Origin of the sequence: Nocardioides sp., from assembly GCF_964229035.1 — a bacterium.
Taxonomy (GTDB): domain Bacteria; phylum Actinomycetota; class Actinomycetes; order Propionibacteriales; family Nocardioidaceae; genus Nocardioides.
In genome coordinates, this window is sequence record NZ_CAXRAZ010000029.1 from 25,561 (window position 1) to 48,470 (window position 22,910).

Sequence of the window (22,910 nt, forward strand, 5' to 3'; positions counted from 1 at the left end):
CGTGCGCGTGATCGCCGCCATGTCAGGCGGTGTCGACTCGGCCGTGGCCGCCGCGCGGGCCCACGAGGCCGGCCACGAGGTCACCGGCATCCACCTGGCCCTCTCGCGCAACCCCGCCTCCTACCGCTCGGGCGCGCGCGGCTGCTGCACGATTGAGGACAGCAACGATGCCCGGCGCGCCGCCGACGTGATCGGCATCCCGTTCTACGTGTGGGACCTCTCCGAGCGCTTCCACGCCGATGTCGTCGAGGACTTCATCGACACCTACGCCGCCGGGCGCACGCCCAACCCGTGCCTGCGCTGCAACGAGAAGATCAAGTTCGCCGCCGTGCTCGACCGGGCGCTGGCACTCGGCTTCGACGCCGTGGTCACCGGCCACTACGCCACCGTGCGCACCACCGCCGACGGCGGGGTGGAGCTGCACCGGGCGGTCGATGCCGGCAAGGACCAGTCGTACGTGCTCGGCGTGCTCGACGAGCACCAGCTGCGCCACTCGCTCTTCCCGCTCGGCGACACCCCGAAGAGTCGGGTGCGCGAGGAGGCGGCCGCCCGCGGCCTGCTCGTCGCGGACAAGCCCGACAGCCACGACATCTGCTTCGTCGCCGACGGCGACAACGCCGGCTGGCTCAGCGAGAAGCTCGGCGATCGCGCGCCCAACCGCGGGGGAGAGGTGCGCGACGAGGCCACGGGCGAGGTGCTCGGCCACCACGAGGGCTCGTGGGCCTACACCATCGGCCAGCGACGCGGGCTGCGCCTCGGTCGTCCCGCGCCCGACGGCCGCCCGCGCTACGTGCTCGACATCGAGCCGGTGTCCGGCACGGTCACCGTGGGCCCCCGCGCGAGCCTCGCGATCGACGCGCTGCACGCCACCGAGCTGCGCTGGTGCGGTGCGCCGCTGCCGGCCGGCACCGTGCTGAGCGGTGAGCAGATCACCGTGCAGCTGCGCGCGCACGGCGCCGAGCACCGGGCCGAGGTGCGCGTCGGCGACGACCGGCTGGAGGTCACGCTGCTCGATCACGCCGAGGGCATCGCGCCCGGCCAGGCCGTCGTGGTCTACGACGGCACCCGGGTGGTCGGGTCCGGCACGATCGCCAGCACGCACCGGGTCGGTGCCGCCGAGGTGGGAGACACCTCGCTCTCCTCCGTGGGTGACGAGGCGTGAGCGTGCGCGCCACCGGCGTCGGTTCCTTCCCCGGCGAGACCCAGCGCGACTTCGAGGAGGCGCTGGCCGTCGTGCTGGGAGAGCTCGGCGACCTGCCGCAGCACCGGGGCCTCGTGCACCTGCCCGAGGTGCCCGGACGCGGCCCCGGCGCCGGCATGCTCGGGCGCACGCTGGGGTTGCTGGGCGTCGTCCTCGATGCCGATCTGCAGCCCGAGGGGTGGCGCCTCACCGGCACCTCCGGGGCGCCGCCGCTCGACCAGCGCCGGGCCGCCAGCCTGCTCGCGCAGGACCTCGACTCCTTCGAGGAGCGCACCCAGGAGCTCACCGGGCCGGTGAAGGTGCAGGTGGTCGGGCCGTGGACGCTCGCGGCGACCGTGGAGCGCCCGCGCGGCGACAAGCTGCTCGCCGACCACGGCGCACGCCGCGAGCTCGCCGAGGGGCTCGCCGAGGCCGTGCGCACCCACGTGGACGACGTGCGCCGCCGGGTGCCCGGGGCGAGCGAGGTCGTCGTCCAGCTGGACGAGCCGGCGCTGCCCGCCGTGCTCGCCGGAGCCGTGCCGACGGCCTCGGGCTTCTCGCGGCACCGCACCGTGCACCCGCCCGAGGCGAGCGAGGCGCTCGCGCGGGTCGCGAGCGCGATCGAGGCCGCCGGAGCGACGCCGTGGGTGCACTCGTGCGCGCCGGACGTGCCGATCGCCCTGCTACGCGGAGCTGGCGTGCGCGGCGTGCTGATCGATCTCGGCCTCCTTGGTGCCGACGGGGTGGACGCCGCCGCGGAGGCGCTGGAGGCGGGCACGACCATCGGTCTCGGTGTCGTGCCGACCGTGCCCGGTGACGGGCTCCCCGGCGACCGCGAGGTGGTCGAGCGCGTGCTGCGCTGGATCGACCTCGTGGGCCTCGACCTCGACGCGGTGGGCAGGAGCGTCGTCCTCACACCGGCGTGCGGGCTGGCCGGTCTCGGTGGCGCGCAGGCGCGTCGCGCCGTCACGCTCGTGGCCGCCGCGGCCCGCTCGCTCGGCTAGCGCGGGCGCGACGGGGTACCGCGGGGTCACCGCACACCCGCGGACCATCCGATCTCGAGGAGCCCCCTGTGTACGACCTGACCGGCCGACGCATCGCCATCATCGCCAGCGACCACGTGGAGGAGGCCGAGATCGTCGGGCCCCGCGACCGCCTGCGGGAGGCGGGTGCCACCGTCACCGTGCACTCGCGCGACGGCGAGGCGATCCAGGCGGTCGAGGGCGACGTGAAGCCCACGTCGATGGTGGAGGTCGACGGCGACTTCGACGCCATCGACCTCGACGACCTCGCCGCGCTCGTGGTGCCCGGCGGCACCGTGAACGCCGATCACCTCCGCGTGGACGAGAAGGCCCAGACCCTCGTGCGCAAGGCCTCGGGGGCGGGCATCCCCCTCGCCGTGATCTGCCACGGCCCCTGGCTGCTCGTCTCGGCCGGCCTCGTGGAGGGCCGGCGCCTCACCAGCTGGCCGAGCCTGGAGACCGACATCCGCAACGCCGGCGGCGACTGGGTGGACGCCGAGGTCGTGGTCGACCGAGGCCTCATCACCAGCCGCAACCCCGACGACGTCCCGGCCTTCGTCGACGCCATCGCGCAGGCGGCGGCCGCGGTGCCGGTCGGCTGATCCCCACGGGCCGCACACGCACGAACGGGCCCGCCGGAGCACTGCTCCGGCGGGCCCGTTCGCGTCGTTTCGGGGGGCGTGGCTCAGCCGACGTGGACGCCCTCGGGCGCCTCGCCCGCGAGCTCGGTGTGCTTGACGCTCAGCAGCGACCAGACGATCAGTGAGGCCGTCCAGATCATGAAGGCGCCCACGAGGAAGGCGTGGGTCGCACCGTCGGCGAAGGCGGTCAGGCCGACGCGCGGGTCGGTGGGGTCGCCTCCGGCCTGCACGAGCTCGCCGACCTTCGAGGTGGTGTAGTGCGCCGCCACAGCCGACAGCGTGGCGAGACCGAGCGCGCCGCCCACCTGCTGCATGGTGTTGAGCACGCCGGACCCGATGCCGGCGTCCTGGCTGCGCACGCCGTGGACCGCCACCAGGGTCATGGGCACGAAGGTGAGGCCCATGCCCAGCGACATGAGCACGATGAAGGGTGCGATGTCGGTCCAGTAGTTCACGCTCCCGATCTCGAGGCGAGAGAAGGCGAAGAGTGCTGCTCCGGCCAGGAGGGTGCCCGTGCCCGCCAGGAAGCGGGGGTCGACCCGGGCGATCAGCTTCGAGGAGGACGTCGCGCCGAAGATCATGCCGACGCAGAAGGGCAGGAAGGCGAATCCCGTGCGCAGCGGCGAGTAGCCCATCACGTTCTGCACGAAGAGGGACAGGAAGAAGAACATCGCGAACATCGCGGCCGGGGTGATCATCATCGCGACGAAGGCCACCGCGCGGTTGCGGCTGGCGAAGATCGAGAGCGGCATCATCGGCTCCTTGGTGCGCCGCTCCACGAGGATGAACATTGCCAGGGCCACGACACCGGCGACCATGGCCGCGAGCGCCACCGGGTCACCCCAGCCGTAGCTGGACCCGCTGGGGTTCGCGGCACTGACGGTGTCGGGGTCGACGTTGCTGGTGCGGGTGATCCCGTAGACCAGTGCGAGCAGACCGCCGGTGGCGAGTGCGGCACCGGGGAGGTCGAGGCGACCGGCGTGGTGGTCGGTGTCGGGCAGCAGGCGCGGCGCCAGCGCGGCGGCGGCCAGCCCGATCGGCACGTTGATCAGGAAGGTCAGCCGCCAGCCCCAGCCGGGGTCGAGGTCGGTGAGCCAGCCGCCGAGGATGAGGCCGATCGCGGCGCCGATACCGGCCATCGCCGCGAAGACGGAGAAGGCGCGGTTGCGCTGGGGGCCGGCAGGGAAGGTCGTGGTGATCAGCGCCAGCGCCGTGGGTGAGGCGAGTGCGGCGCCGAGACCCTGGAGGCCGCGCGAGCCCAGCAGCATGGCCTCGTTCTGGGCGAGGCCGCCCAGGGCCGATGCCAGGGCGAAGATGATCACGCCGGTCATGAAGATGCGTCGGCGTCCGTAGAGGTCGCCGAGGCGACCCCCGAGGAGCAGCAACCCGCCGAAGCAGAGCGCGTAACCGGTGACGACCCACGACAGGTTGGACTGGTCGATCGCGAGGTCCTTGCCGATGAACGGCAGGGCGATGTTGGCGATGGTGGAGTCGAGCACGACCATCAGCTGTGCGGAGCAGATGAGCACCAGCGCCCAGCCGTAGTGACGGGTCGGTGCCGGTTCGGTGAAGGCCTCGGCGCTGCCTTGCGGCAGGTCGGGCGACTGGGTGTCGGTCACGGTGGTGTCCTCAGAACGGTGGGTGGAGGTGTCTCAGCCGCGGGTGGCGGCCGGGATGATCAGCTGGTCGACGACGCGCGCGATCAGCTCGGGGGTGGGGATCTCGCCCAGCAGGAACGTGCGGTGCAGCACGATGCCGGGCAGGGCGGCGAGGAGGAGGTCGAGGTCGAGGTCGTCGCGCAGTTCGCCGCGGGCCGCGGCGCGCTCGTAGACGACCCGGTTGACGGCGAGCTTGGGAGCGATGAAGCGGTCGCGGAAGGCCGCGGCGAACTCGGCGTCGCGCCCGATGGCGGTGATCACGCTGCTCAGCAGGGCGATCTGGCGGTCGTCGGTGAGGCCGCCGTGACCGCAGAACATCGCGATCAGGTCGGCGCGCAGGCTGCCGGTGTCGGGCGGCTCGGCGATCGGCGTCTTCTGCGAGAGCAGGGCGTCGATCACGAGCGCCGCCTTGCCCTCCCAGCGCCGGTAGAGCGTGGCCTTCGAGGCCCGTGCGCGGGTGGCCACGGCGTCCATGGTGAGGCGGTCGTAGCCGGCGTCGGTGAGGACGTCGATGGCCGCGTCGAGGATCTCCTGCTCCCGGTCGCCCTCGACCCGAGGACGTGCCGCCACGTGATCGGCACGCAGGCGGGGGGAGCGGAGGTTCACGGCGGTGCCCTTCGGGTGCGGTGGTGCAGTGGAGACGCAGAAGATGGAACGGAACCGTTCCGTACCTCAGGATAGAACGGAACGGTACCGTTCTGTCCAGTCCCTTTCCGCTGGCCGGTCGCCTGCCGGTCGCCCGCTGGCGTGCGCCTCCTGCACCGCGTGTCGGAGGGGACCGGCACACTGGCCCCCATGAGCGACGCCGTCACCTCCGTCGTCCCCGCCGAGGCCCGCGAGGAGCACAGCCGCCTCGTCGACGAGGTGGAGGAGGCCCGCTGGCGCTACTACGTGCTCGACGACCCCACGCTCTCCGACGCCGACTTCGACGCCCGGCTGCGTCGCCTGGAGGAGCTCGAGGAGGCCCACCCCGAGCTGCGCACGCCCGACTCGCCCACCCAGAAGGTCGGGGGAGCGGTGGCCACCGACTTCACCGCGGTCGACCACCTGCAGCGCATGGAGAGCCTCGACAACGCCTTCGACCTCGACGAGCTGGCCGCCTGGTACGCCCGGCTGGGTCGCGACGGCGTGGAGGCCCCGGCGCTGCTGTGCGAGCTGAAGGTCGACGGCCTGGCCATCAACCTGCTCTACGAGCAGGGTCGACTCGTGCGCGCGCTCACCCGCGGCGACGGGCGCACCGGCGAGGACGTCACGCCCAACGTCAAGACGATCGCGAGCATCCCGCACCGCCTCACCGGCACCGAGGAGCACCCGGTGCCCGCGCTGGTGGAGGTGCGTGGCGAGGTGTTCTTGCCCGTCGAGGCGTTCGAGGCGCTCAACCTCGCCATGACCGAGGCCGGCAAGGCTCCCTTCGCCAACCCGCGCAACGCCGCGGCCGGATCGCTGCGCCAGAAGGATCCGCGCGTCACCGCCACCCGCGCCCTCGGCATGGTCTGTCACGGCATCGGTGCCCGGGAGGGCTTCCAGCCGCTCGCGCAGTCGCAGGCGTACGAGGCGCTGCGCGCCTGGGGGCTGCCGACCTCCGACCGCGTGGCCGTCGTCCCCGACCTCGCCGGAGCGGCGGCCTACATCGAGCGCTACGGCGAGCAGCGCCACAGTGTCGAGCACGAGATCGACGGCGTCGTGGTCAAGGTGGACGACACCTCGCTGCAGCGCCGCCTGGGCTCGACGAGTCGCGCTCCCCGGTGGGCGATCGCGTTCAAGTACCCGCCGGAGGAGGTCAACACGCTGCTGGTGGCCATCGAGGTCAACACCGGGCGCACCGGGCGGGTTACTCCCTTCGGCCGCATGGAGCCGGTGCGGGTGGCGGGTTCCACCGTCGAGATGGCCACCCTGCACAACGCCTACGAGGTCGCCCGCAAGGACGTCCGCCCCGGCGACACCGTCGTGCTGCGCAAGGCCGGCGACGTCATCCCCGAGATCGTCGGGCCCGTGCTCGCGCTGCGGCCCGAGGGCCTGCCCGCCTGGGAGATGCCTACCGAGTGCCCGAGCTGCGGCACGCCCCTGGTGGAGCAGAAGGAGGGCGACAAGGACCGCCGCTGCCCCAACCACCGGCACTGCCCGGCCCAGGTGCGCGAGCGGGTCTTCCACGTCGCGGGCCGCGGCGCCTTCGACATCGAGGGCCTCGGGTACGAGGCGGCCACTGCCCTGCTGGAGGCGGGCGCGATCGCCGACGAGGGCGACGTGTTCGACCTCGACGCCGATCGGCTGCTGCGCACGCCGCTGTTCACCCGGGCCCCGAAGAAGGGCGAGGAGGGCCCGCAGCTCACCGCGAACGCGATCAAGCTGCTCGAGAACCTCGACGCCCGCAAGCGGGTGCCGCTGTGGCGGGTGCTGGTGGCCCTGTCGATCCGCCACGTCGGCCCGAGCGCGGCCCGCGCGCTGGCCACCGAGTTCGCCACGATGGACGCCATCCGCGCCGCCTCGCAGGAGCAGCTCGCCGCCGCCGAGGGCGTCGGGCCCACGATCGCCGAGGCCGTCGTGGAGTGGTTCGACGTCGACTGGCACCGCCGCATCGTCGACGCCTGGGCCGCGGCCGGTGTCGCGATGGCCGACGAGCGCGACGAGTCGCTGCCCCGCACGCTCGAGGGGCTCAGCGTCGTGGTCACCGGCTCGCTCCAGGGCTTCTCGCGCGACTCCGCCAAGGAGGCGATCCTCGCCCGCGGCGGCAAGGCGGCCGGCTCGGTGTCGAAGAAGACCGACTTCGTCGTGGTCGGTGAGAACGCCGGCTCCAAGGCCGAGAAGGCCGAGCAGCTGGGTGTGCCGGTGCTCGACGAGGAGGGGTTCGTGCGGCTGCTCGCCGAGGGTCCACCGCCCCCTGCGGAGTCCGCCGCGGACCACGAGGCCGGCTCCGAGACGGCCGCCGACGCCGACTGACCCGGCACACTGGCCGCATGCTCCGCCGCCTCTGCGCAGCCCTCGTCGCCGCGATCCTGCTCGCCTCGCTCGCGGCCTGCTCCACGGAGCCCGAGCGGTCGGTCGGCCCCGCGCCGTCGGCGGGCGCGTCGTCCTCGGCGCCGACCTCAGGCTCCTCGGCGTCGACCTCCGGTGCCGCGAGCCCGACGCCCTCGGCGGCCGGTGTGCTGGGCGACCCGAGCGAGCCGGTGTCGTTGGCCGCGCTGGCCCAGCGCCGGCTCGACGGCGGAGGCCTGCGGATCGGGCGGGAGGTGCTCGGCTCGGCACGCCACCGCCAGTACGAGGTGAGCTACCGCAGCGGTGGCCTGCGCGTCACCGGCCGGCTCGCCGTGCCGAACGGCGCCGGGCCGTTCCCCGCCGTGGTGCTGGCCCACGGCTACATCGAGCCGTCGATCTACGTCAACGGCCAGGGCATGACGCGCGAGCGGGCCTGGCTGGCCGATCGCGGCTTCGTCGTCCTGCACGCCGACTACCGCGGCCACGCCGACTCGGCCCCCGATCCCTCGGGTGGCACCGACCTCCGCCTGGGCTACACCGAGGACGTGCTCAACGCGGTGCTCGCCCTGCGCTCGTGGAGCGGCCCGGTGGACGACGACCGCGTCGCCCTGGTCGGCCGCTCGATGGGCGGCGGGATCGTCTACAACGCGCTCATCACGCACCCCGGCCTGGTGCGCGCGGGCGTCGTGTTCGCGCCGGTGAGCTCGCTGGCGGCTGAGAACTTCGACCAGTTCAACCGCCCGGATCTCGACACGGTGGGCGTGGGTGCGGCGATCGTGCGCCGCCACGGCGCCCCCGAGGACAACCCCCGGCTGTGGCGCGGGGTCAGCGCTCGTCCCTACTTCGCGGCGATCACCGAACCCGTGCTCATCCACCACGGCAAGGCCGACGACACCTGCCCGCCGCGGTGGAGCCGCGCCACCGCGCGGGCCATGCGTGCCGCCGGCGTCGAGGTCGCCCTGCGCGAGTACGAGGGTGAGGGCCACGCCTTCGGCCCGCAGTTCGATCGCTCGATGCAGGTGACGCTGCGCTTCCTGCGATCCCGGCTGTGAGAGTGCCTCGTCCGCGTCTCAGCGCGCGAGGGTGGTGAGCCACTCCTCGACCTCGTCGGGACCGTCGAGACGTGCGACGTCCGGCGACCGCTGGGCCTCGACGGCGGCGAACCAGGCGGGCGCCTCGTCGGCCGCATCCGCCAGCAGACGGCGCTTGGCGCGTCGCACGAGCCCCCGCAGCGCGCCGCGCGCCTCCGGCACCGCGTGGACGACGAGCTCGGCGCGGTCGAGCACGACGGCGGGCGGGGCGTCGTCCACGACGACGAGGAGCCAGCCCTCGAAGGCCGCGAGCCGTTCGGCGGCGCCGGGGGCCCCGAGGTCGGCGGCGCCGACCGCGGGAAGGTCCAGGGCGAGGGCGACACGGACGGCGAAGGCGTCGAGGGCGGGCCCGGTGGGGCCGGTGACGACGACGCGCTGGGGCAGCCGAGCGGGGTGAGGGGCGTGCACCCGCCGGATTCTAGGGAGGTCCCCGGGCCCTAGGATGGCCGCCATGGCTCAGATCTCCCGCGACGAGGTGGCCCACCTGGCCGATCTCGCCCGGATCGACCTCGACGACGCCGAGCTGGACCACCTGGCCCCGCAGCTCAACGTCATCCTCGAGGCGGTCGCGTCCATCAGCGGGGTCGCCGGTGACGACGTCCCTCCGACGTCGCACCCGATCCCGATGACCAACGTCTTCCGCGACGACGTCGTGGTGCCCGGCCTGAGCGCCGAGGAGGCCCTGTCGGGCGCGCCGGAGGCCGAGGAGCAGCGCTTCCGGGTGCCGCGGATCCTGGGGGAGGAGCAGTGAGCGAGTTGATCACGCGCACCGCCGCCGAGCTGGCCGATGCGCTGGCCGCCGGAGAGACCACCTCGGTGGAGCTGACGCAGGCGCACCTCGACCGGATCGCCGCCGTCGACGGCGACGCCGAGCGCGGCGTCCACGCCTTCTTGCACGTCGACGCCGAGGGCGCGCTCGAGCAGGCCGCCGCCTCCGACGCCCGTCGCGCCGCCGGCGAGACCCGCCACCTGCTCGACGGCGTGCCGATCGCGGTCAAGGACGTGCTGGCCACCCGCGGCCTGCCCACGACCTGCGGCTCGCGGATCCTCGAGGGCTGGGTGCCGCCCTACGACGCCACGGTCGTGGCCACGATCAAGGCGGCCGGCCTGCCGATCCTGGGCAAGACCAACATGGACGAGTTCGCGATGGGCTCCTCCACCGAGCACTCGGCCTACGGCCCCACGCGCAACCCGTGGGACCTCACCCGCATCCCCGGCGGCTCCGGCGGCGGCTCGGCCGCAGCGGTGGCGGCCTTCGAGGCGCCGCTGGCGCTCGGCACCGACACCGGCGGCTCGATCCGCCAGCCCGGCGCCGTCACCGGCACGGTGGGCGTCAAGCCCACCTACGGTGCCGTGTCGCGCTACGGCCTGGTGGCGCTCGCCAACAGCCTCGACCAGGTCGGCCCGGTCACCCGCACGGTGCTCGACTCCGCGCTGCTGCAGGAGCTCATCGGCGGGCACGACCCCCGCGACTCCACCTCGGTGCCCACCCCCGTCACCGGCCTCGTGGACGCCGCCCGCCAGGGCGCCGCGGGCGACCTCGCCGGCCTGCGGGTCGGTGTGATCACCGAGCTGGCCGGCGACGGCTGGCAGGCCGGGGTGATGACGCGCTTCGAGGAGTCCGTGCAGCTGCTGAAGGACCTCGGCGCGGAGGTCGTGGAGATCTCGTGCCCGACCTTCGTCCACGCGATGGCCGCCTACTACCTGATCCTGCCGGCGGAGTGCTCGTCGAACCTCGCGAAGTTCGACGCGATGCGCTACGGCCTGCGGGTCGTGCCCGAGGGCGACCCCAGTGCCGAGGCGGTCATGCGGGCCACCCGCGACGTCGGGTTCGGCGACGAGGTCAAGCGCCGCATCATGATCGGCACCTACGCGCTGTCGAGCGGCTACTACGACGCCTACTACGGCCAGGCGCAGAAGGTGCGCACACTCATCAGCCGCGACTTCGCCGCGGCGTTCGAGCAGGTCGACGTCCTCGTCTCGCCCACCTCGCCCACCACGGCGTTCGCCCTGGGGGAGAAGCTCGACGACCCGCTCGCGATGTACCTGCAGGACCTCGCCACCATCCCCGCCAACCTCGCCGGGGTGCCGGGCATCTCGGTGCCGGCGGGTCTCGCCGACGAGGACGGCCTCCCGGTCGGCCTGCAGGTGCTGGCGCCGGCCCTGGCCGACGACCGGCTCTACCGCGTGGGTGCGGCCGTGGAGGCGGCGCTCACCGCCCGCTGGGGTGCACCGATCCTGACGACGGCGCCCGACCTGGAGGACCTGCGATGACGGACACGCTCGTCGACTTCGACGTGGTGCTCACCAAGTACGACCCCGCGCTGGGTCTCGAGGTGCACGTCGAGCTCAACACCAACACCAAGATGTTCTGCGGCTGCCCGACGGCCTTCGGTGCCGAGCCGAACACCCAGGTGTGCCCCACCTGCCTGGGCCTGCCCGGCGCTATGCCGGTGGTCAACGCCAAGGCCGTGGAGTCGGCCATCCGCATCGGCCTGGCGCTGAACTGCCAGATCGCCGAGTGGTGCCGCTTCGCCCGGAAGAACTACTTCTACCCGGACATGCCGAAGAACTTCCAGACGTCGCAGTACGACGAGCCGATCTGCTTCGACGGCTTCCTCGACGTCGAGGTCGAGGGCGAGGTCTTCCGCATCGGCATCGAGCGCGCCCACATGGAGGAGGACACCGGCAAGTCGTCCCACGTGGGCGGCACCGACGGTCGCATCCACGGCGCCGACCACTCGCTGGTCGACTACAACCGCGCCGGCATCCCGCTCATCGAGATCGTCACCAAGCCGATCCTCGGCACCGGCGAGAAGGCTCCGCTCGTGGCCAAGGCCTACGTCTCGGCGCTGCGCGACATCATCGTGGCGCTCGGTGTGTCCGACGCCCGCATGGACCAGGGATCGATCCGCGCCGACGTCAACCTGTCCCTCGCCCCGAAGGGTTCGGAGAAGCTCGGCACCCGCTCGGAGACCAAGAACGTCAACTCGCTGCGCTCGGTCGAGCGTGCGGTGCGCTTCGAGATGTCGCGCCACGCCGGCATCCTCGACGCCGGCGGCGCGGTGCTGCAGGAGACCCGCCACTTCCACGAGAACGACGGCACCACGTCGTCCGGGCGTGAGAAGTCCGACGCCGAGGACTACCGCTACTTCCCCGAGCCCGACCTCGTGCCGGTGGCCCCGAGCCGCGAGTGGGTCGAGCAGCTGCGCGCGACGCTGCCCGAGAACCCCGCGCTCAAGCGCACCCGCCTGCAGGGCGAGTGGGGCTTCAGCGACCTCGAGATGCGCGACACCGTCGGTGCCGGTGCGCTCGAGCTGGTCGAGCGCACCGTCGCGGCCGGCGCCGCCCCGCAGGCGGCCCGCAAGTGGTGGCTCTCCGAGCTCGCCCGGCGTGCCAACGACACCGGCGTGGAGCTGGCTGACCTCGGCGTCACCCCCGAGCAGGTCGCCGGCGTCCAGGCGCTGGTTGACGCCAAGCGGATCAACGACAAGCTCGCCCGGCAGGTCTTCGACGGCCTGCTCGCCGGCGAGGGCACGCCCGAGGAGATCGTGGCCGCCCGCGGCCTCGAGGTCGTCTCGGACGACGGTGCGCTCTCGGCCGCGGTGGAGGCGGCGATCGCCGCGAACCCCGACGTGGCCGACAAGATCCGCGACGGCAAGCACGCCGCCGCCGGAGCCCTGATCGGTGCGGTGATGAAAGAGATGCGCGGCCAGGCCGACGCCGGCCGCGTGCGCGAGCTCATCCTGGAGAAGCTGGCCTGATCCGGCATCCCCGTCCCACTCCGGACGGGGATGCCGACACCTCCGCCGAGCGGGGGTAGGGTGCGGTCAACACTCACCACGCCCGCGGTGGGGGAAGCCGGTCCGAAGCCGGCGCTGACCCGCAACCGTAGGCCGTCCGGATCCCGCGAGGGATCGCGACGGCGAGCCGGAACACCTGCCCGGGCGTCCTGACACCGACGCTGTCGTGGAAAGCAGCAGGTGGACGCGCCGTCCCCTGCTGTGTGCAGCGGGAAGGACCACCGTGATCCTCGTGAACCAGCGCGCTCGTCGCCGCCTCAGCGCGACGCTCGCCGCCACCGCCGTCGTCGCCACCGGCCTGTCGACGGGCCTCGCCGGCACCGCCGCCCCCGCCCGTGCCGCCGTGCCCGCCTCCCAGGCGACCGCCTCGGCCGTGGCCTGGCTGGCCGACGAGCTCGGCGACGACGACCTCCTCGGCACGCCCGCCGCCCCCGACGTGACGGCGACCCTCGACCTCGGTCTCGGCCTGGCCCGCACAGGCGCCGACCCCGCGCTGCTCGCCCGCGTCCGCGAGGGCATCGACGGCGCGCTCGCCGGCTACCTCGGCGAGCCGGGCGACCGCACCCGTGCCAGCCGCGTCGCGAAGGCGGCCGGCTTCTACACCGCCGCGGGCGCGGACATCTCGCTCGTGGGCGGCGAGCCCAGCCTGCTGCAGCGGCTGGAGCAGGTCGTGCGCGACACCGACGGCGGGCTCGACTCCACCTACCTCGACGGCACCATCGAGGTGCCCTACGAGGACCTGTTCAACCAGTCGGCGGCCGTCGCCGCCCTCATCGGCCCCGACGCCGACGCGGGCGAGCCGTTCAGCGGCGAGGGCCAGCAGGCGCTCACCTACCTCCTGACCTACCGGTGCGCCGGCGCGGGCTGGGGCTTCCACGCCGACGGCACCGACCCGGCCTCCGCCTGCACCTCCGACGTCGACACCACCTCGCTGGCCATCGCGGCGCTGCAGCCGATCACCGGCGACGAGCGCATCGCTGCCGCCGTGGCGCAGGCCTCGCTCTGGCTGAAGTCGCAGCAGGCCGCCGACGGCTCGTTCGGCCAGAGCGCGTTCCTGCCCTACAACACCAACTCCACCGGCCTGGCCGCCACCGCGCTCGCCGCGGCCGGTCAGACCTCCGCCGCGACGAAGGCCGCCGCCTGGGTGCGCTCGCACCAGCTCACCGGGTTCGCCTGCGACCGGGCGCTGCAGGGTGAGACCGGCGCGATCACCTACTCCGACGAGGCGTTGGCCTCCGACCTGGTCGACGGCCTGGGCTCGCGCAGCGAGATCACCCTGGCCACCGCCCAAGCCTTCCCCGCCCTGACCCTGGCTCCGGCCGCCACGGCGGACCTGGCCGTCACCGCACCGCGCTTCGTGCCCGCGGGCTCCCGGGTGCCGCTCACCGTCACCGGTCTCGCTCCCGGCGAGCGCGGCTGCGTGAGCCTCAACGGCACCTCCGCCGCCGTGGTGGGCCGCACCGCGCCCAGCACCACCCTCGCGGTGCCAGCCGGCACCAAGGGCTACACGGCCGCCGTCCAGGTGCCCGGTGCGCGGGCCCTGGCCTCGGTCGTGGCGCTCGCTCCGAAGACCCTGCCGCTCGTCCGTCGCAGCGCCACCGTGGCGCGTGGCGGATCGCAGACCGTGCGCGTCACCGGCCTCGTCGCCGGCGAGAACGTCACCGTGCGCTACGGCTCCACGATCGTCGGCACCGGCGTCGCGAGCTCCGAGGGCATCTTCCGGGTGACCTTCGCGGTAGGTCGCACCGCCGGCGCGAAGACCGTCGTCGCCCGCGGCCAGTTCGAGAACCGTCGCGGCAGCATCGGCTTCACCGTCCGATGAGCCGGCGCGTCGCCTCCCCGCGGCGCGGTCGTCGCTTCGCCGCGTCGCTCGCCCTGCTCGGACTCGCCGGGCCGCTCGCCCTGCTGGCCCCAGCGGGCGTCGGCGCGGCGCAGGCGGCCCCGGCGTCGTCCTGCTCGGGGCGACAGGGGGTCGTGGTCGTCGTCGACTTCGCCGAGCTCGGTGGCGGCACGACCAAGGGGTGCTCGGCCCGCGGGGGCACGGCGGCGAAGGTCTTCGAGGCCGCCGGCTACGACCTGACCTACGCCACGTCGCAGCCCGACTTCGTCTGCCGGGTGTCCGGCAAGCCCGCCTCCGACCCCTGCCAGGACGCCTCTCCCGCCACGGCCTACTGGAGCCTGTGGACCAACGACGGCAAGGGCGGCGGCTGGAAGTACGCGACCCGCGGGGCGACCTCGCTGCGCCTGGTCGAGGGCGGCTACGTCGCCTTCGCGTGGCACCAGGGGCGCGGCGACGCCCAGCCGCCGGTGACGCCCGCCGTGCGCACCGCTGCCGCACCCGCGGCGCCGGCCGCAGCACCGACCAAGGGCGGTGCCGCTCCGTCGAAGGGCCCGCGGACGACGCCGCCCGCCGCCGCGAGCGCCCCCGCCGCCACGTCGAGCGCCGAGCCCTCGGCCTCCGGCGGCGCGTCGGCCTCGCCGTCCGCCGCAGCGACCGGCCGCGCCGGCGCGCCCAGCGCCTCGGCGACACCGGGCGGCGCGTCGTCCACCGCCGCCGCGGGCGCGGAGGCTCCGGCGGGCGCGGCCTCGCCGGCCACGACCGACGACCTGCCGAGCGTCGACCCCGCCGCCGCCCCGGTCGAGGACGACGGCGGCGGGCTGCCCGTGTGGCTCGGCGCCCTCATCGGGGTGGGCGTGCTCACCATCGCGGTCGCGGTGCCCCTGCTGCGTCGGCGGGTCGGCTAGGGGAGAGCACGGATGCGGACCGCACGTGACCTGCACCCGGTGGCCTGGTGGATCTGGGCCATCGGGATCGCCGCGTGCGCATCGCAGACGACCAACCCGCTGCTCCTCGGTCTGCTGCTGGTCACGGTGTGCGCCACCGTGCTCGTGTGCCGGTCCGACCACCCGTGGTCGCGTTCGTTCCGCCTGTACCTGTGGCTCGGCGTGTTCACCGTCGTCTTCCGCGTGCTCCTGCGAGTCGTGCTGGGCGGCGATGCGCCCGGCCACGTGCTGCTCCAGCTGCCGTCGCTGCCGCTGCCCGAGGCCGCGGCCGGCATCTCGCTGCTCGGCCCGCTGACCCGCGAGGAGGTGCTGGCCGCGAGCTACGAGGGCCTGCGGCTGGCCGTCGTGATCATCGCGGTGGGCGCCGCGAACGCGCTGGCCAACCCGAAGCGGCTGATGAAGTCGCTGCCGCCCGCGCTCTACGAGGTCGGCACAGCCATGACGGTCGCGATCACCGTGATCCCGCAGCTGGCCGACAGCGCCGCCCGGGTGCGCGCGGCCCAGCAGCTGCGCGGCGCACCGGCGGGGCGCTGGGCGCGGCTGCGTGCGGTGCGACGCCTGCTGGTGCCCGTGCTCGAGGACGCCTTCGAGCGCTCGCTGGCGCTCGCCGCGGGCATGGACGCCCGCGGCTACGGCCGCACCGGCGAGGTGCCGCCGGCTCGGCGCCGGCTCACGGGTGCGCTGATGCTCCTCGGCCTCCTGGGGGTGGCGATCGGTGTCTACGCGGTGCTCGACGGCACCGTGCCGCCCGCCCTCGGCATCCCGATGCTGGCCCTCGGCCTGACGCTCGCGCTCGTCGGACTCGTGAGCGCCGGCCGCGGGGTGCAACGCACGCGGTACCGCCCCGATCGCTGGCGACTGCCCGAGATCCTCGTCGCGCTCGCCGGTGTCGCTGCGGCCGCGCTCATGGCGCTCGTCGGCTCGGGTGCGAGCCGCATCGCCCATCCCGGGGTCGAGGTCGTGCCCACGGTGAGCCTGCTCGCCCTCGCCGCTGCGCTGGTCGGGGTGGTCGCGCTGCTCGTGGCGCCGCCGCCGTCCACCGCCCTGCGCGGCGCCGACGAGGTCGCGGTGCCGCCCCCCGTCGTCCACCCCGCCTCTCGGCGGCGCAGCGCTCCGGCGCCGGGCGCGCGCGAGGCGGCCGCGGACGAGGCGGTGGCCTCGTGATGCAGCTGCGCGGGGTGAGCCTGCGCTACGACGACGGCCCCCGGGTGCTCGACGCGGTCGACCTCGACCTCGAGGACGGCGAGCTCGTGGTGCTCGCCGGCCCCACCGGTGTGGGCAAGTCGAGCCTGCTCGGGGTGCTCGCCGGCCTGGTGCCCGGCTTCACCGGGGGAGAGCTGCGCGGCGAGGTGCTGCTCGACGGCGAGAGCATCGTCGAGCGCCCGGCCCGCGAGCGTGCGCAGCAGGTGGGCTACGTGGGGCAGAACCCCGCCGCGTGGTTCGTCACCGACACGGTCGAGGAGGAGCTCGCCTTCGGCATGGAGCAGCTCGGCATGGACCCCACCACGATGCGGCGGAGGGTGGAGGAGACCCTCGACCTCCTGGGCATCGCGGAGCTGCGCCACCGTGACCTCCGCACCCTGTCGGGCGGTGAGCAGCAGCGCGTCGCGATCGGCTCGGTGCTGACCATGCACCCGCGCCTGCTGGTGCTCGACGAGCCCACCAGCGCCCTCGACCCCACCGCCGCCGAGGAGGTGCTCGCGACCCTCACCCGGCTCGTGCACGACCTCGGCCTGTCCGTGGTGGTGGCCGAGCACCGGCTCGAGCGCGTGGTTCCCTTCGCCGACCGGCTCCTCCTCCTGGGGGCCGACCCCGCCCGACCCGGCACGCTCGTCTGCGGCGATCCCGCCGTGGTGCTGCGCGAGGCTCCCACCGCCCCGCCCATCGTCGAGCTCGGCCGCCTCGCCGGGTGGGAGCCGCTGCCGCTCGCGGTGCGCGACGCGCGCCGCCGGGCCGGCGAGCTGCGCCAGCGCCTCGGCCGGCCCCCCGTCGTCACGGCACGGCACGCGCGCGAGGTGGACGGCGGTCCGCTCGTCGAGGTGCGCGGCCTCGGCGTGGCCCGTGGACGACGCCCGGTGCTGCAGGAGGTCGACCTGCGGTTGCGTGCCGGCACGGTGACGGCGCTGATGGGCCGCAACGGCGCCGGGAAGTCGACCCTGCTGTGGACCCTCCAGGGCCGGCAGGAGCCCAGCGCCGGCAGCGTCCGGGTCGCCGGTGGTGCCCCGGCCGAGCGCTCCGCCGCGCAGCGGCGCGCCACCACCGGGCTGGTGCCGCAGAGCCCGGCCGACCTGCTCTACCTCGAGTCGGTGGGGGCCGAGTGCCGGGCCGCCGACCGCGACGCCGACGCGCCGGCCGGCACCTGCCGCGCCCTGCTGGAGCGCCTGGCCCCCGCCATCGACGACGCCACCCATCCGCGCGACCTCTCCGAGGGGCAGCGTCTGGCGCTGGCGGTGGCGATCGTGCTCACCGCGCGTCCGCCGCTGCTGCTGCTCGACGAACCCACCCGCGGCCTCGACTACCCCGGCAAGCGGGCGCTCGCCGCGGTGCTGCGCGAGCTCGCCGCCGACGACGGCCCCGGCGGTCCGCGGGCGGTGCTCGTGGCGACCCACGACGTCGAGTTCGTGGCGGAGGCGGCCGACGACCTCGTGGTGCTGGCCGAGGGCGAGGTGCTCTCGGCGGGGCCGGTGCGCACCGCGGTGAGCGAGTCGCCGTCCTTCGCGCCGCAGGTCACCAAGATCCTGGGGCCGGGCTGGCTGCGCGTCGACGAGGTCGCGGCCGCGCTGGCGGGGAGCGTCTCGTGAGTGCCGTCGAGCGCGAGCGCACGCCGGCCGGGCGCACGGCTGGGCGAACGGTCGGGCGCACGGCGGGGCGCACGGCCGGTCAAGCGGCCGGTGCTGCTGGTGACAGGCGCTGGGCGGTGCCCGTCGGCCGCCGTTCGGCGCTGGTGCTCGCGATCACCTCGGTGATCGGGCTGATGATGCTGGCGTGGCCGCTGTTCCTCGAGGTCGAACCCGGGAGCACGCGCGTCGACCCCCCGTTCCTCTTCCTCGCGCTGCTGCCGCTCGTGCTGGGCGTGGTGCTCGCCGAGCTCAGCGAGGGCGGGATCGACGCTCGGGTGCTGGCGGTGCTGGGCGTGCTCGTGGCGGTCAACGCCGTGCTGCGCACCCTGAGCCCCGGGACCGCCGGCGTCGAGCTGGTGTTCTTCCTCGTCATCCTCGGCGGGCGGGTGTTCGGGCCGGGCTTCGGATTCGTGCTCGGCAGCCTGAGCCTCTTCGCCTCCGCCCTGCTCACCGCCGGCGTCGGCCCCTGGCTGCCCTTCCAGATGCTGTGCATCGCCTGGGTCGGCCTCGGTGCCGGTCTGCTGCCGCGCGCGCTGCGCGGACGCCGCGAGATCGCCGTCCTCGTGGTCTACGGCGTGATCGCGGCCTACCTCTACGGCCTGCTGATGAACCTCCAGGGCTGGCCCTTCGCCCTCGGCCTCGACGTGCCCGGCCAGGACTCCACCGTGCTGTCGTACGTGCCCGGAGCCCCGCTGCTGGAGAACCTCCACCGCTTCGGGCTCTACACCCTCTTCACCTCCACCGCCGGCTGGGACACCGGCCGCGCGATCACCACCGCCGCCGGCCTGGTGCTCCTCGGCCCGGCGGTGCTCACCACCCTGCGCCGCGCCGCGCGGCGGGCGCGCGTCGTCCACGTGGCGGCGTAGCGGCGGCGCTCACCACCCTGCACCGCGCCTCCTGCACCCGCCCGGCCCTGCCTGGCGCCCCGGGCGCGCATGTAACACGCCGTTGCACGATCTACCTGCCGCGTGTCCGTCGTCCGGGGGGCGGTTTCGGGGCATCGGCGACTGAGAAGCGGTGGGTAGTGGGGTGGACGGCGTGTTACATCTCGCCCGGCGCGGCGCCGACCACCCGCCGTGCCTCCTGCCCGGTCCAGCGCGACGGGCGCGGATGTAACACGCCGTTGCACGATCTACCTGCCGCGTGTCCGTCGTCCGGGGGCGGTTTCGGGGCGTCGGCGACTGAGAAGCGGTGGGTAGTGGGGTGGACGGCGTGTGACATCCCGCCCGGCGCGGCGCCGGCCACCACCCGCAGCCGGGCGCGGAGGGCCTCAGGGCTCGAGGACGACGATGCGGTCGTCGCCGCGGCGGGGCTCGCCGCGGCCGTCGGTGTTGCTGGTGGCCAGCCACAGCCGCCCGTCGGGTGCGCGGACGACGGAGCGCAGGCGCCCGTAGCGCCCCGTGAGGTGGGCGGTGGGTTGCTCGACCTGACCCGAGCGGGTCGGGATGCGCCACAGCCGTTCGCCGCGCAGGGCGGCCATCCACAGGTAGCCGTCGGTGGCGGCGAGCCCCGAGGGTGAGGCGTCCTCGGTCGGCCAGGTGAGCTGGGGGGCGGTGAGCGAGGGATCGGTGGAGCCCTCGCGTCCCTCGGCCCGGGGCCAGCCGTAGTCGTTGCCGGGCAGGATGCGGTTGAGCTCGTCGCTGGTCTGGTCGCCGAACTCCGAGGCCCACAGCGAGTCGTCCGCGTCGAGCGCGAGGCCCTGCACGTTGCGGTGGCCGAGCGACCACACGGGCGAGCCGAAGGGGTTGCCGGGGGCGGGGGCGCCGTCGGGGGTGATCCGCAGGATCTTGCCGGCGAGGGAGTCGCGCTGCTGGGCCTCCTCGCGGCGTTGGGCGTCGCCGGTGCTCACGAACAGGTAACCGCCCGGTCCGAAGAGCAGCCGGCCGCCGTTGTGGGTGCTGTTCACCGGGATGCCGGTGAGCACCGGGGTGGTGGGCGAGAGCCGACCGCCGCTGAGGCGGGCGCGGACCACGCGGTTGTCGCGCTCGGTCGAGACGTAGAAGTAGACGAGCCGGTCCTGCTCGTAGGTCGGCGACACCGCGACGCCGAGGAGGCCGCCCTCGCCCCGCGGGCGGGCGATGCGCAGCTGCCCGACCTCGCTGACGCGCGCCTTCACGGCCTGCGTCCGACCGCTCGCGCCGGAGCGGACGTAGCCGCCGTCGCGCGGGCTGAGGAGCAGCACACGGGCGGTGTCGCGCTCGGTGACGAGCGCGCGGCCGTCGGGCAGGAAGGCGATGCCCCAGGGGGAGGTGAGACCGGTGGCGACGGTGCCGATCGCGTTCGGCTCGCCGTCGGCGGTGAAGGGCACGGACGCCGAGGGTGCTGCCGCGCCCGAGGACGGCGCCGGGGTGGAGGGGGTGGCCCCGGGGGTGGTGCTGCCGGCGGCATCGGGTCGACGGATGTCGATGGTCACCTCGTTGCCGCCGCCGGAGCACCCGGCGAGCAGGGCGGAGGCGACGACCACGGTGGCCGCGGCTGCGGCACCGCGACCGTGTCGGCGCGACGGACCCGAGAACCGGCCGCGCGATCGCGGCCGGGGACTCACGCCGTCCGCCGCACGAAGTCGAGGAGGAGGCGGTGCACCTCGTCGGGGCGTTCGAGCTGGATGAAGTGCGACCCGTTGAGCTCGACGTACTCGCTGGGCACGCCGCGCTCCTGCAGGCGGCGCGAGGCGCTAGCCATGTCGCGGGCGCCGGCCAGGACGTCCCACGTGGCGGCCACGAACAGGGTCGGCACCTGGATGCGGCTCAGCCGCACGCGCGGGTGCCGGGAGGTGGCGAGCGCCAGGCGGGCGTACCAGTCGACCGGGGTGGTCAGGAACTCCTTGACGCCGACGGCGGTGGCGTCGGCGTCCGGCACGGGGAACATGAACCCGGTGCGCCCCAGTGCCCGCACGAGCCCGGGCCCGGCGGGGATCTGCCGCACGATCGGGTTGGCCACGGCTCCCACGTGCTGCGCGACGCGGCACAGGTTCACCGTCAGGGCCCGCGCCACCGGTCGCGGCAGGTGGAACGGCGCCAGCATCGTGGCGAAGGTGTCGCCCGGCACGCCGCACATGGCGAAGATGCCCTGCACCCGCTCGGGGTGGCGGTAGGTGAGCTCGAAGGCGGTGTTGACCCCCATCGACCAGCCCATCAGCACTGCGCTGTCGATGCCGAAGTGGTCCATCACCGAGAGGCCGTCGGCGACGACGTGCTCGATCTCGATGTGGCCGCGGTCGCGCGGCCGCTCCGAGCCCCCCACGCCGCGGTGGTTCCACGACACCACCCGCACCCCGCAGTCGGGGTCGAGCAGCCACGGCCACATGTAGGCGTTGGTGCCCAGCCCGTTGCACAGCACGACGGTCGGGCCGTCGATCACCCCGTCGGGATCGTTGGTCCAGGCCCGCACGTGGGTGCCGTCGTCGGAGAGGATGTCGCGGAACGCGAGGGAGGCCCGTCGCACGCGGTCCCCGGGAGCTGAGGTCGCCATGGGCTGATTCTGCCCGACGGCGGTGGATGCGGGTCAGGCGTGGCGCGAGACGACCGTCACGGTGGACGACGCCCGCTCGCCGTCCGCTGCCCCGTGCGCCGTCCCGTCGGCCGCTGCCGCCCGCGCGGCGAGGTAGCGCTCGACGTCCTCGCGCTCGGCGCGGCGTCGGGTGCACTCGGTGAGGGCGACCATGGCGTTGCGCCGCGCCTGGTGGTGCGCGGTGGTCGGCCACGCCCGCAGGGCGGCGACCGGCCGCAGCACGGGGGCGAGGGCAGGGGCCAGCAGGGGCTGCAGGGTGTGCGCGACGCGTCGGACCCGTCCAGGAGACAGGGGGGACAGGGGAGCCGGCAGCGCCGCCGACGTCGGCAGGTGGGACACGGGGGACATGCGGGACCTTCGCGGTGGGGGGTTCCGGTGGGGTGTCACCGACGCTAGCGCCCGCGGGTGTGCACGGGGTCAGGGCGAGGTTACGGCTCGGTGAACCGGTCGGCCGGCACCTCGGCCCCCACCGGCGAGCGGCCCCGGGCGGCGAGGGTGGCGCCCACGCTCGCCACCACCACGCACCCGATCGCGGCCCACTGCGCCGGCGCCAACGTCTCGCCCACGACCGCCAGCGCCGCGAGGGCCGCGGCCGCCGGTTCGAGGCTCATCATGACGCCGACCGTGGCGGTGGGCAGGGTGCGCAGCGCCGTGAGCTCGGCGCTGTAGGGCACCACTGAGCTGAGCAGGCCGACCGCCGCGCCGATCAGGAGGGCGCGTGGTTCGAGCAGGCCGGCGGCCCCGGCGGCGCCCGACTCCGGCCCGAGGGTCGGGAGCAGCAGCGTGGGGGTCACGACGGCGACGCCCACCAGGCTCGCCACCGCGAGCCCGTCCAGCCCGGCCCACTCCCTTCCGGTGGCCGCGCTGCCGGTGAGGTAGCCCGCCCACGCCGCCCCGGCGAGCAGCGCGAAGCCCACGCCCACCGGGTCCAGCACCGTGCGCTCGAAGCCGAGGAGCGCCACGCCCACCGCCGCGAGCCCGACCCAGGCGAGGTCGCGTGGACGACGGAACCCCACCGCGGCCAGCAGCAGCGGGCCGATGAACTCGATCGTCACCGCCACGCCGATCGGGATGCGCGCGAAGGACTGGTAGATCGCCCAGTTCATCGTGCCCAGGCACACCCCGTAGCGGACGGCGACCAGCCAGGCGCGTCGTCCACGACCGGCGAGGCGGGGGCGGGCCCACGCGAGCAGCACCAGGGTGCTGGTGATGAGCCGCAGCCACACCACGGCGGCGGGGGAGAGGTCGTCGAAGAGGAGCTTGGCGAACCCGGCGCCGAGCTGCACCGAGCCGATGCCCAGCAGCACGAGCGCCACGGCGACCCCCAGCGACGGACGGTGCGGTCCGCCGCGCGCGAGCACGCCGTCCGGACCTCCCGAGACCCCCGCTGTCGCCACCTCCCGACCGT

At 74.6% G+C, this 22,910-nt stretch carries 20 protein-coding genes and 1 riboswitch; of the genes, 13 read left to right on the forward strand and 7 right to left on the reverse strand.

Annotated features, from left to right (window positions below; translation table 11 throughout):
* Window position 1 precedes the first annotated feature (1 nt).
* The 3 genes from mnmA (at window position 2) to ACERUN_RS09470 (ending at window position 2,804) form a co-directional block, all read left to right on the forward strand.
* The gene (gene mnmA / locus ACERUN_RS09460) at window positions 2-1,162 is read left to right on the forward strand and encodes a tRNA 2-thiouridine(34) synthase MnmA (protein ID WP_370289654.1); all 1,161 of its coding nucleotides are present in this window, start codon (window positions 2-4) and stop codon (window positions 1,160-1,162) included.
* Window positions 1,159-2,184: a methionine synthase gene (locus ACERUN_RS09465; RefSeq protein ID WP_370289656.1), complete on the forward strand. Its 1,026-nt coding sequence runs from the start codon at window positions 1,159-1,161 to the stop codon at window positions 2,182-2,184. Before mnmA ends, ACERUN_RS09465 begins: the two co-directional genes overlap by 4 nt.
* Before the next feature lie 68 nt (window positions 2,185-2,252).
* Window positions 2,253-2,804 (forward strand): type 1 glutamine amidotransferase domain-containing protein, encoded by a 552-nt coding sequence (locus ACERUN_RS09470; protein ID WP_370289657.1) that lies wholly within the window; start codon window positions 2,253-2,255, stop codon window positions 2,802-2,804.
* 83 nt (window positions 2,805-2,887) lie between these two features.
* Here ACERUN_RS09470 and ACERUN_RS09475 read toward each other — a convergent pair whose 3' ends face one another.
* Window positions 2,888-4,462, reverse strand: coding sequence for an MFS transporter (locus ACERUN_RS09475; protein ID WP_370289658.1), 1,575 nt, complete (start codon window positions 4,460-4,462; stop codon window positions 2,888-2,890).
* 33 nt (window positions 4,463-4,495) lie between these two features.
* Window positions 4,496-5,107: a TetR/AcrR family transcriptional regulator gene (locus ACERUN_RS09480; RefSeq protein ID WP_370289659.1), complete on the reverse strand. Its 612-nt coding sequence runs from the start codon at window positions 5,105-5,107 to the stop codon at window positions 4,496-4,498.
* A 189-nt stretch (window positions 5,108-5,296) separates the two neighbouring features.
* On the opposite strand from ACERUN_RS09480, the gene ligA reads away from it, so the two are divergent.
* The gene (gene ligA, locus ACERUN_RS09485) at window positions 5,297-7,438 is read left to right on the forward strand and encodes an NAD-dependent DNA ligase LigA (protein WP_370289660.1); all 2,142 of its coding nucleotides are present in this window, start codon (window positions 5,297-5,299) and stop codon (window positions 7,436-7,438) included.
* A gap of 17 nt (window positions 7,439-7,455) precedes the next feature.
* Window positions 7,456-8,526 carry an alpha/beta hydrolase family protein gene (locus ACERUN_RS09490; protein ID WP_370289661.1) on the forward strand — a complete coding sequence of 357 codons (1,071 nt, stop codon included), beginning with the start codon at window positions 7,456-7,458 and terminating at the stop codon, window positions 8,524-8,526.
* A gap of 18 nt (window positions 8,527-8,544) precedes the next feature.
* Here ACERUN_RS09490 and ACERUN_RS09495 read toward each other — a convergent pair whose 3' ends face one another.
* Window positions 8,545-8,973 carry a hypothetical protein gene (locus ACERUN_RS09495; protein WP_370289663.1) on the reverse strand — a complete coding sequence of 143 codons (429 nt, stop codon included), beginning with the start codon at window positions 8,971-8,973 and terminating at the stop codon, window positions 8,545-8,547.
* Between the two features lie 43 nt (window positions 8,974-9,016).
* Between ACERUN_RS09495 and gatC the strand changes: the two genes are divergently transcribed.
* The 8 genes from gatC (at window position 9,017) to ACERUN_RS09535 (ending at window position 18,858) form a co-directional block, all read left to right on the forward strand.
* On the forward strand, window positions 9,017-9,316 hold the full coding sequence (gene gatC / locus ACERUN_RS09500; RefSeq protein WP_370289664.1) for an Asp-tRNA(Asn)/Glu-tRNA(Gln) amidotransferase subunit GatC: 300 nt from the start codon (window positions 9,017-9,019) through the stop codon (window positions 9,314-9,316).
* Entirely contained in the window at window positions 9,313-10,839 is a 1,527-nt protein-coding gene (gene gatA / locus ACERUN_RS09505) for an Asp-tRNA(Asn)/Glu-tRNA(Gln) amidotransferase subunit GatA (protein ID WP_370289665.1), read from the forward strand. Before gatC ends, gatA begins: the two co-directional genes overlap by 4 nt.
* On the forward strand, window positions 10,836-12,329 hold the full coding sequence (gatB, locus tag ACERUN_RS09510) for an Asp-tRNA(Asn)/Glu-tRNA(Gln) amidotransferase subunit GatB (protein WP_370289666.1): 1,494 nt from the start codon (window positions 10,836-10,838) through the stop codon (window positions 12,327-12,329). Before gatA ends, gatB begins: the two co-directional genes overlap by 4 nt.
* A 90-nt stretch (window positions 12,330-12,419) precedes the next feature.
* Window positions 12,420-12,506: riboswitch (cobalamin riboswitch) on the forward strand.
* 94 nt (window positions 12,507-12,600) lie between these two features.
* Window positions 12,601-14,190 carry a hypothetical protein gene (locus ACERUN_RS09515; RefSeq protein WP_370289667.1) on the forward strand — a complete coding sequence of 530 codons (1,590 nt, stop codon included), beginning with the start codon at window positions 12,601-12,603 and terminating at the stop codon, window positions 14,188-14,190.
* Entirely contained in the window at window positions 14,187-15,113 is a 927-nt protein-coding gene (locus ACERUN_RS09520; protein ID WP_370289668.1) for a hypothetical protein, read from the forward strand. Before ACERUN_RS09515 ends, ACERUN_RS09520 begins: the two co-directional genes overlap by 4 nt.
* A 12-nt stretch (window positions 15,114-15,125) precedes the next feature.
* Window positions 15,126-16,316 carry an energy-coupling factor transporter transmembrane component T gene (locus tag ACERUN_RS09525; protein WP_370289669.1) on the forward strand — a complete coding sequence of 397 codons (1,191 nt, stop codon included), beginning with the start codon at window positions 15,126-15,128 and terminating at the stop codon, window positions 16,314-16,316.
* Window positions 16,316-17,953: an ABC transporter ATP-binding protein gene (locus ACERUN_RS09530; protein WP_370289685.1), complete on the forward strand. Its 1,638-nt coding sequence runs from the start codon at window positions 16,316-16,318 to the stop codon at window positions 17,951-17,953. Before ACERUN_RS09525 ends, ACERUN_RS09530 begins: the two co-directional genes overlap by 1 nt.
* 173 nt (window positions 17,954-18,126) lie before the next feature.
* Entirely contained in the window at window positions 18,127-18,858 is a 732-nt protein-coding gene (locus tag ACERUN_RS09535) for an ECF transporter S component (protein ID WP_370289686.1), read from the forward strand.
* A gap of 404 nt (window positions 18,859-19,262) precedes the next feature.
* Here ACERUN_RS09535 and ACERUN_RS09540 read toward each other — a convergent pair whose 3' ends face one another.
* The 4 genes from ACERUN_RS09540 to ACERUN_RS09555 all read right to left on the reverse strand — a co-directional run bounded on the left by ACERUN_RS09540 (window position 19,263) and on the right by ACERUN_RS09555 (window position 22,899).
* A complete protein-coding gene (locus tag ACERUN_RS09540) occupies window positions 19,263-20,456 on the reverse strand; it encodes a sorbosone dehydrogenase family protein (protein WP_370289670.1) in 1,194 nt (397 codons plus the stop codon).
* A gap of 77 nt (window positions 20,457-20,533) precedes the next feature.
* On the reverse strand, window positions 20,534-21,463 hold the full coding sequence (locus ACERUN_RS09545) for an alpha/beta fold hydrolase (RefSeq protein ID WP_370289671.1): 930 nt from the start codon (window positions 21,461-21,463) through the stop codon (window positions 20,534-20,536).
* A 33-nt stretch (window positions 21,464-21,496) separates the two neighbouring features.
* Window positions 21,497-21,850 carry a hypothetical protein gene (locus ACERUN_RS09550; protein ID WP_370289673.1) on the reverse strand — a complete coding sequence of 118 codons (354 nt, stop codon included), beginning with the start codon at window positions 21,848-21,850 and terminating at the stop codon, window positions 21,497-21,499.
* 80 nt (window positions 21,851-21,930) lie between these two features.
* Complete coding sequence (locus ACERUN_RS09555; protein WP_370289674.1) at window positions 21,931-22,899, reverse strand: DMT family transporter; 969 nt, start codon at window positions 22,897-22,899, stop codon at window positions 21,931-21,933.
* Window positions 22,900-22,910: the final 11 nt, after the last annotated feature.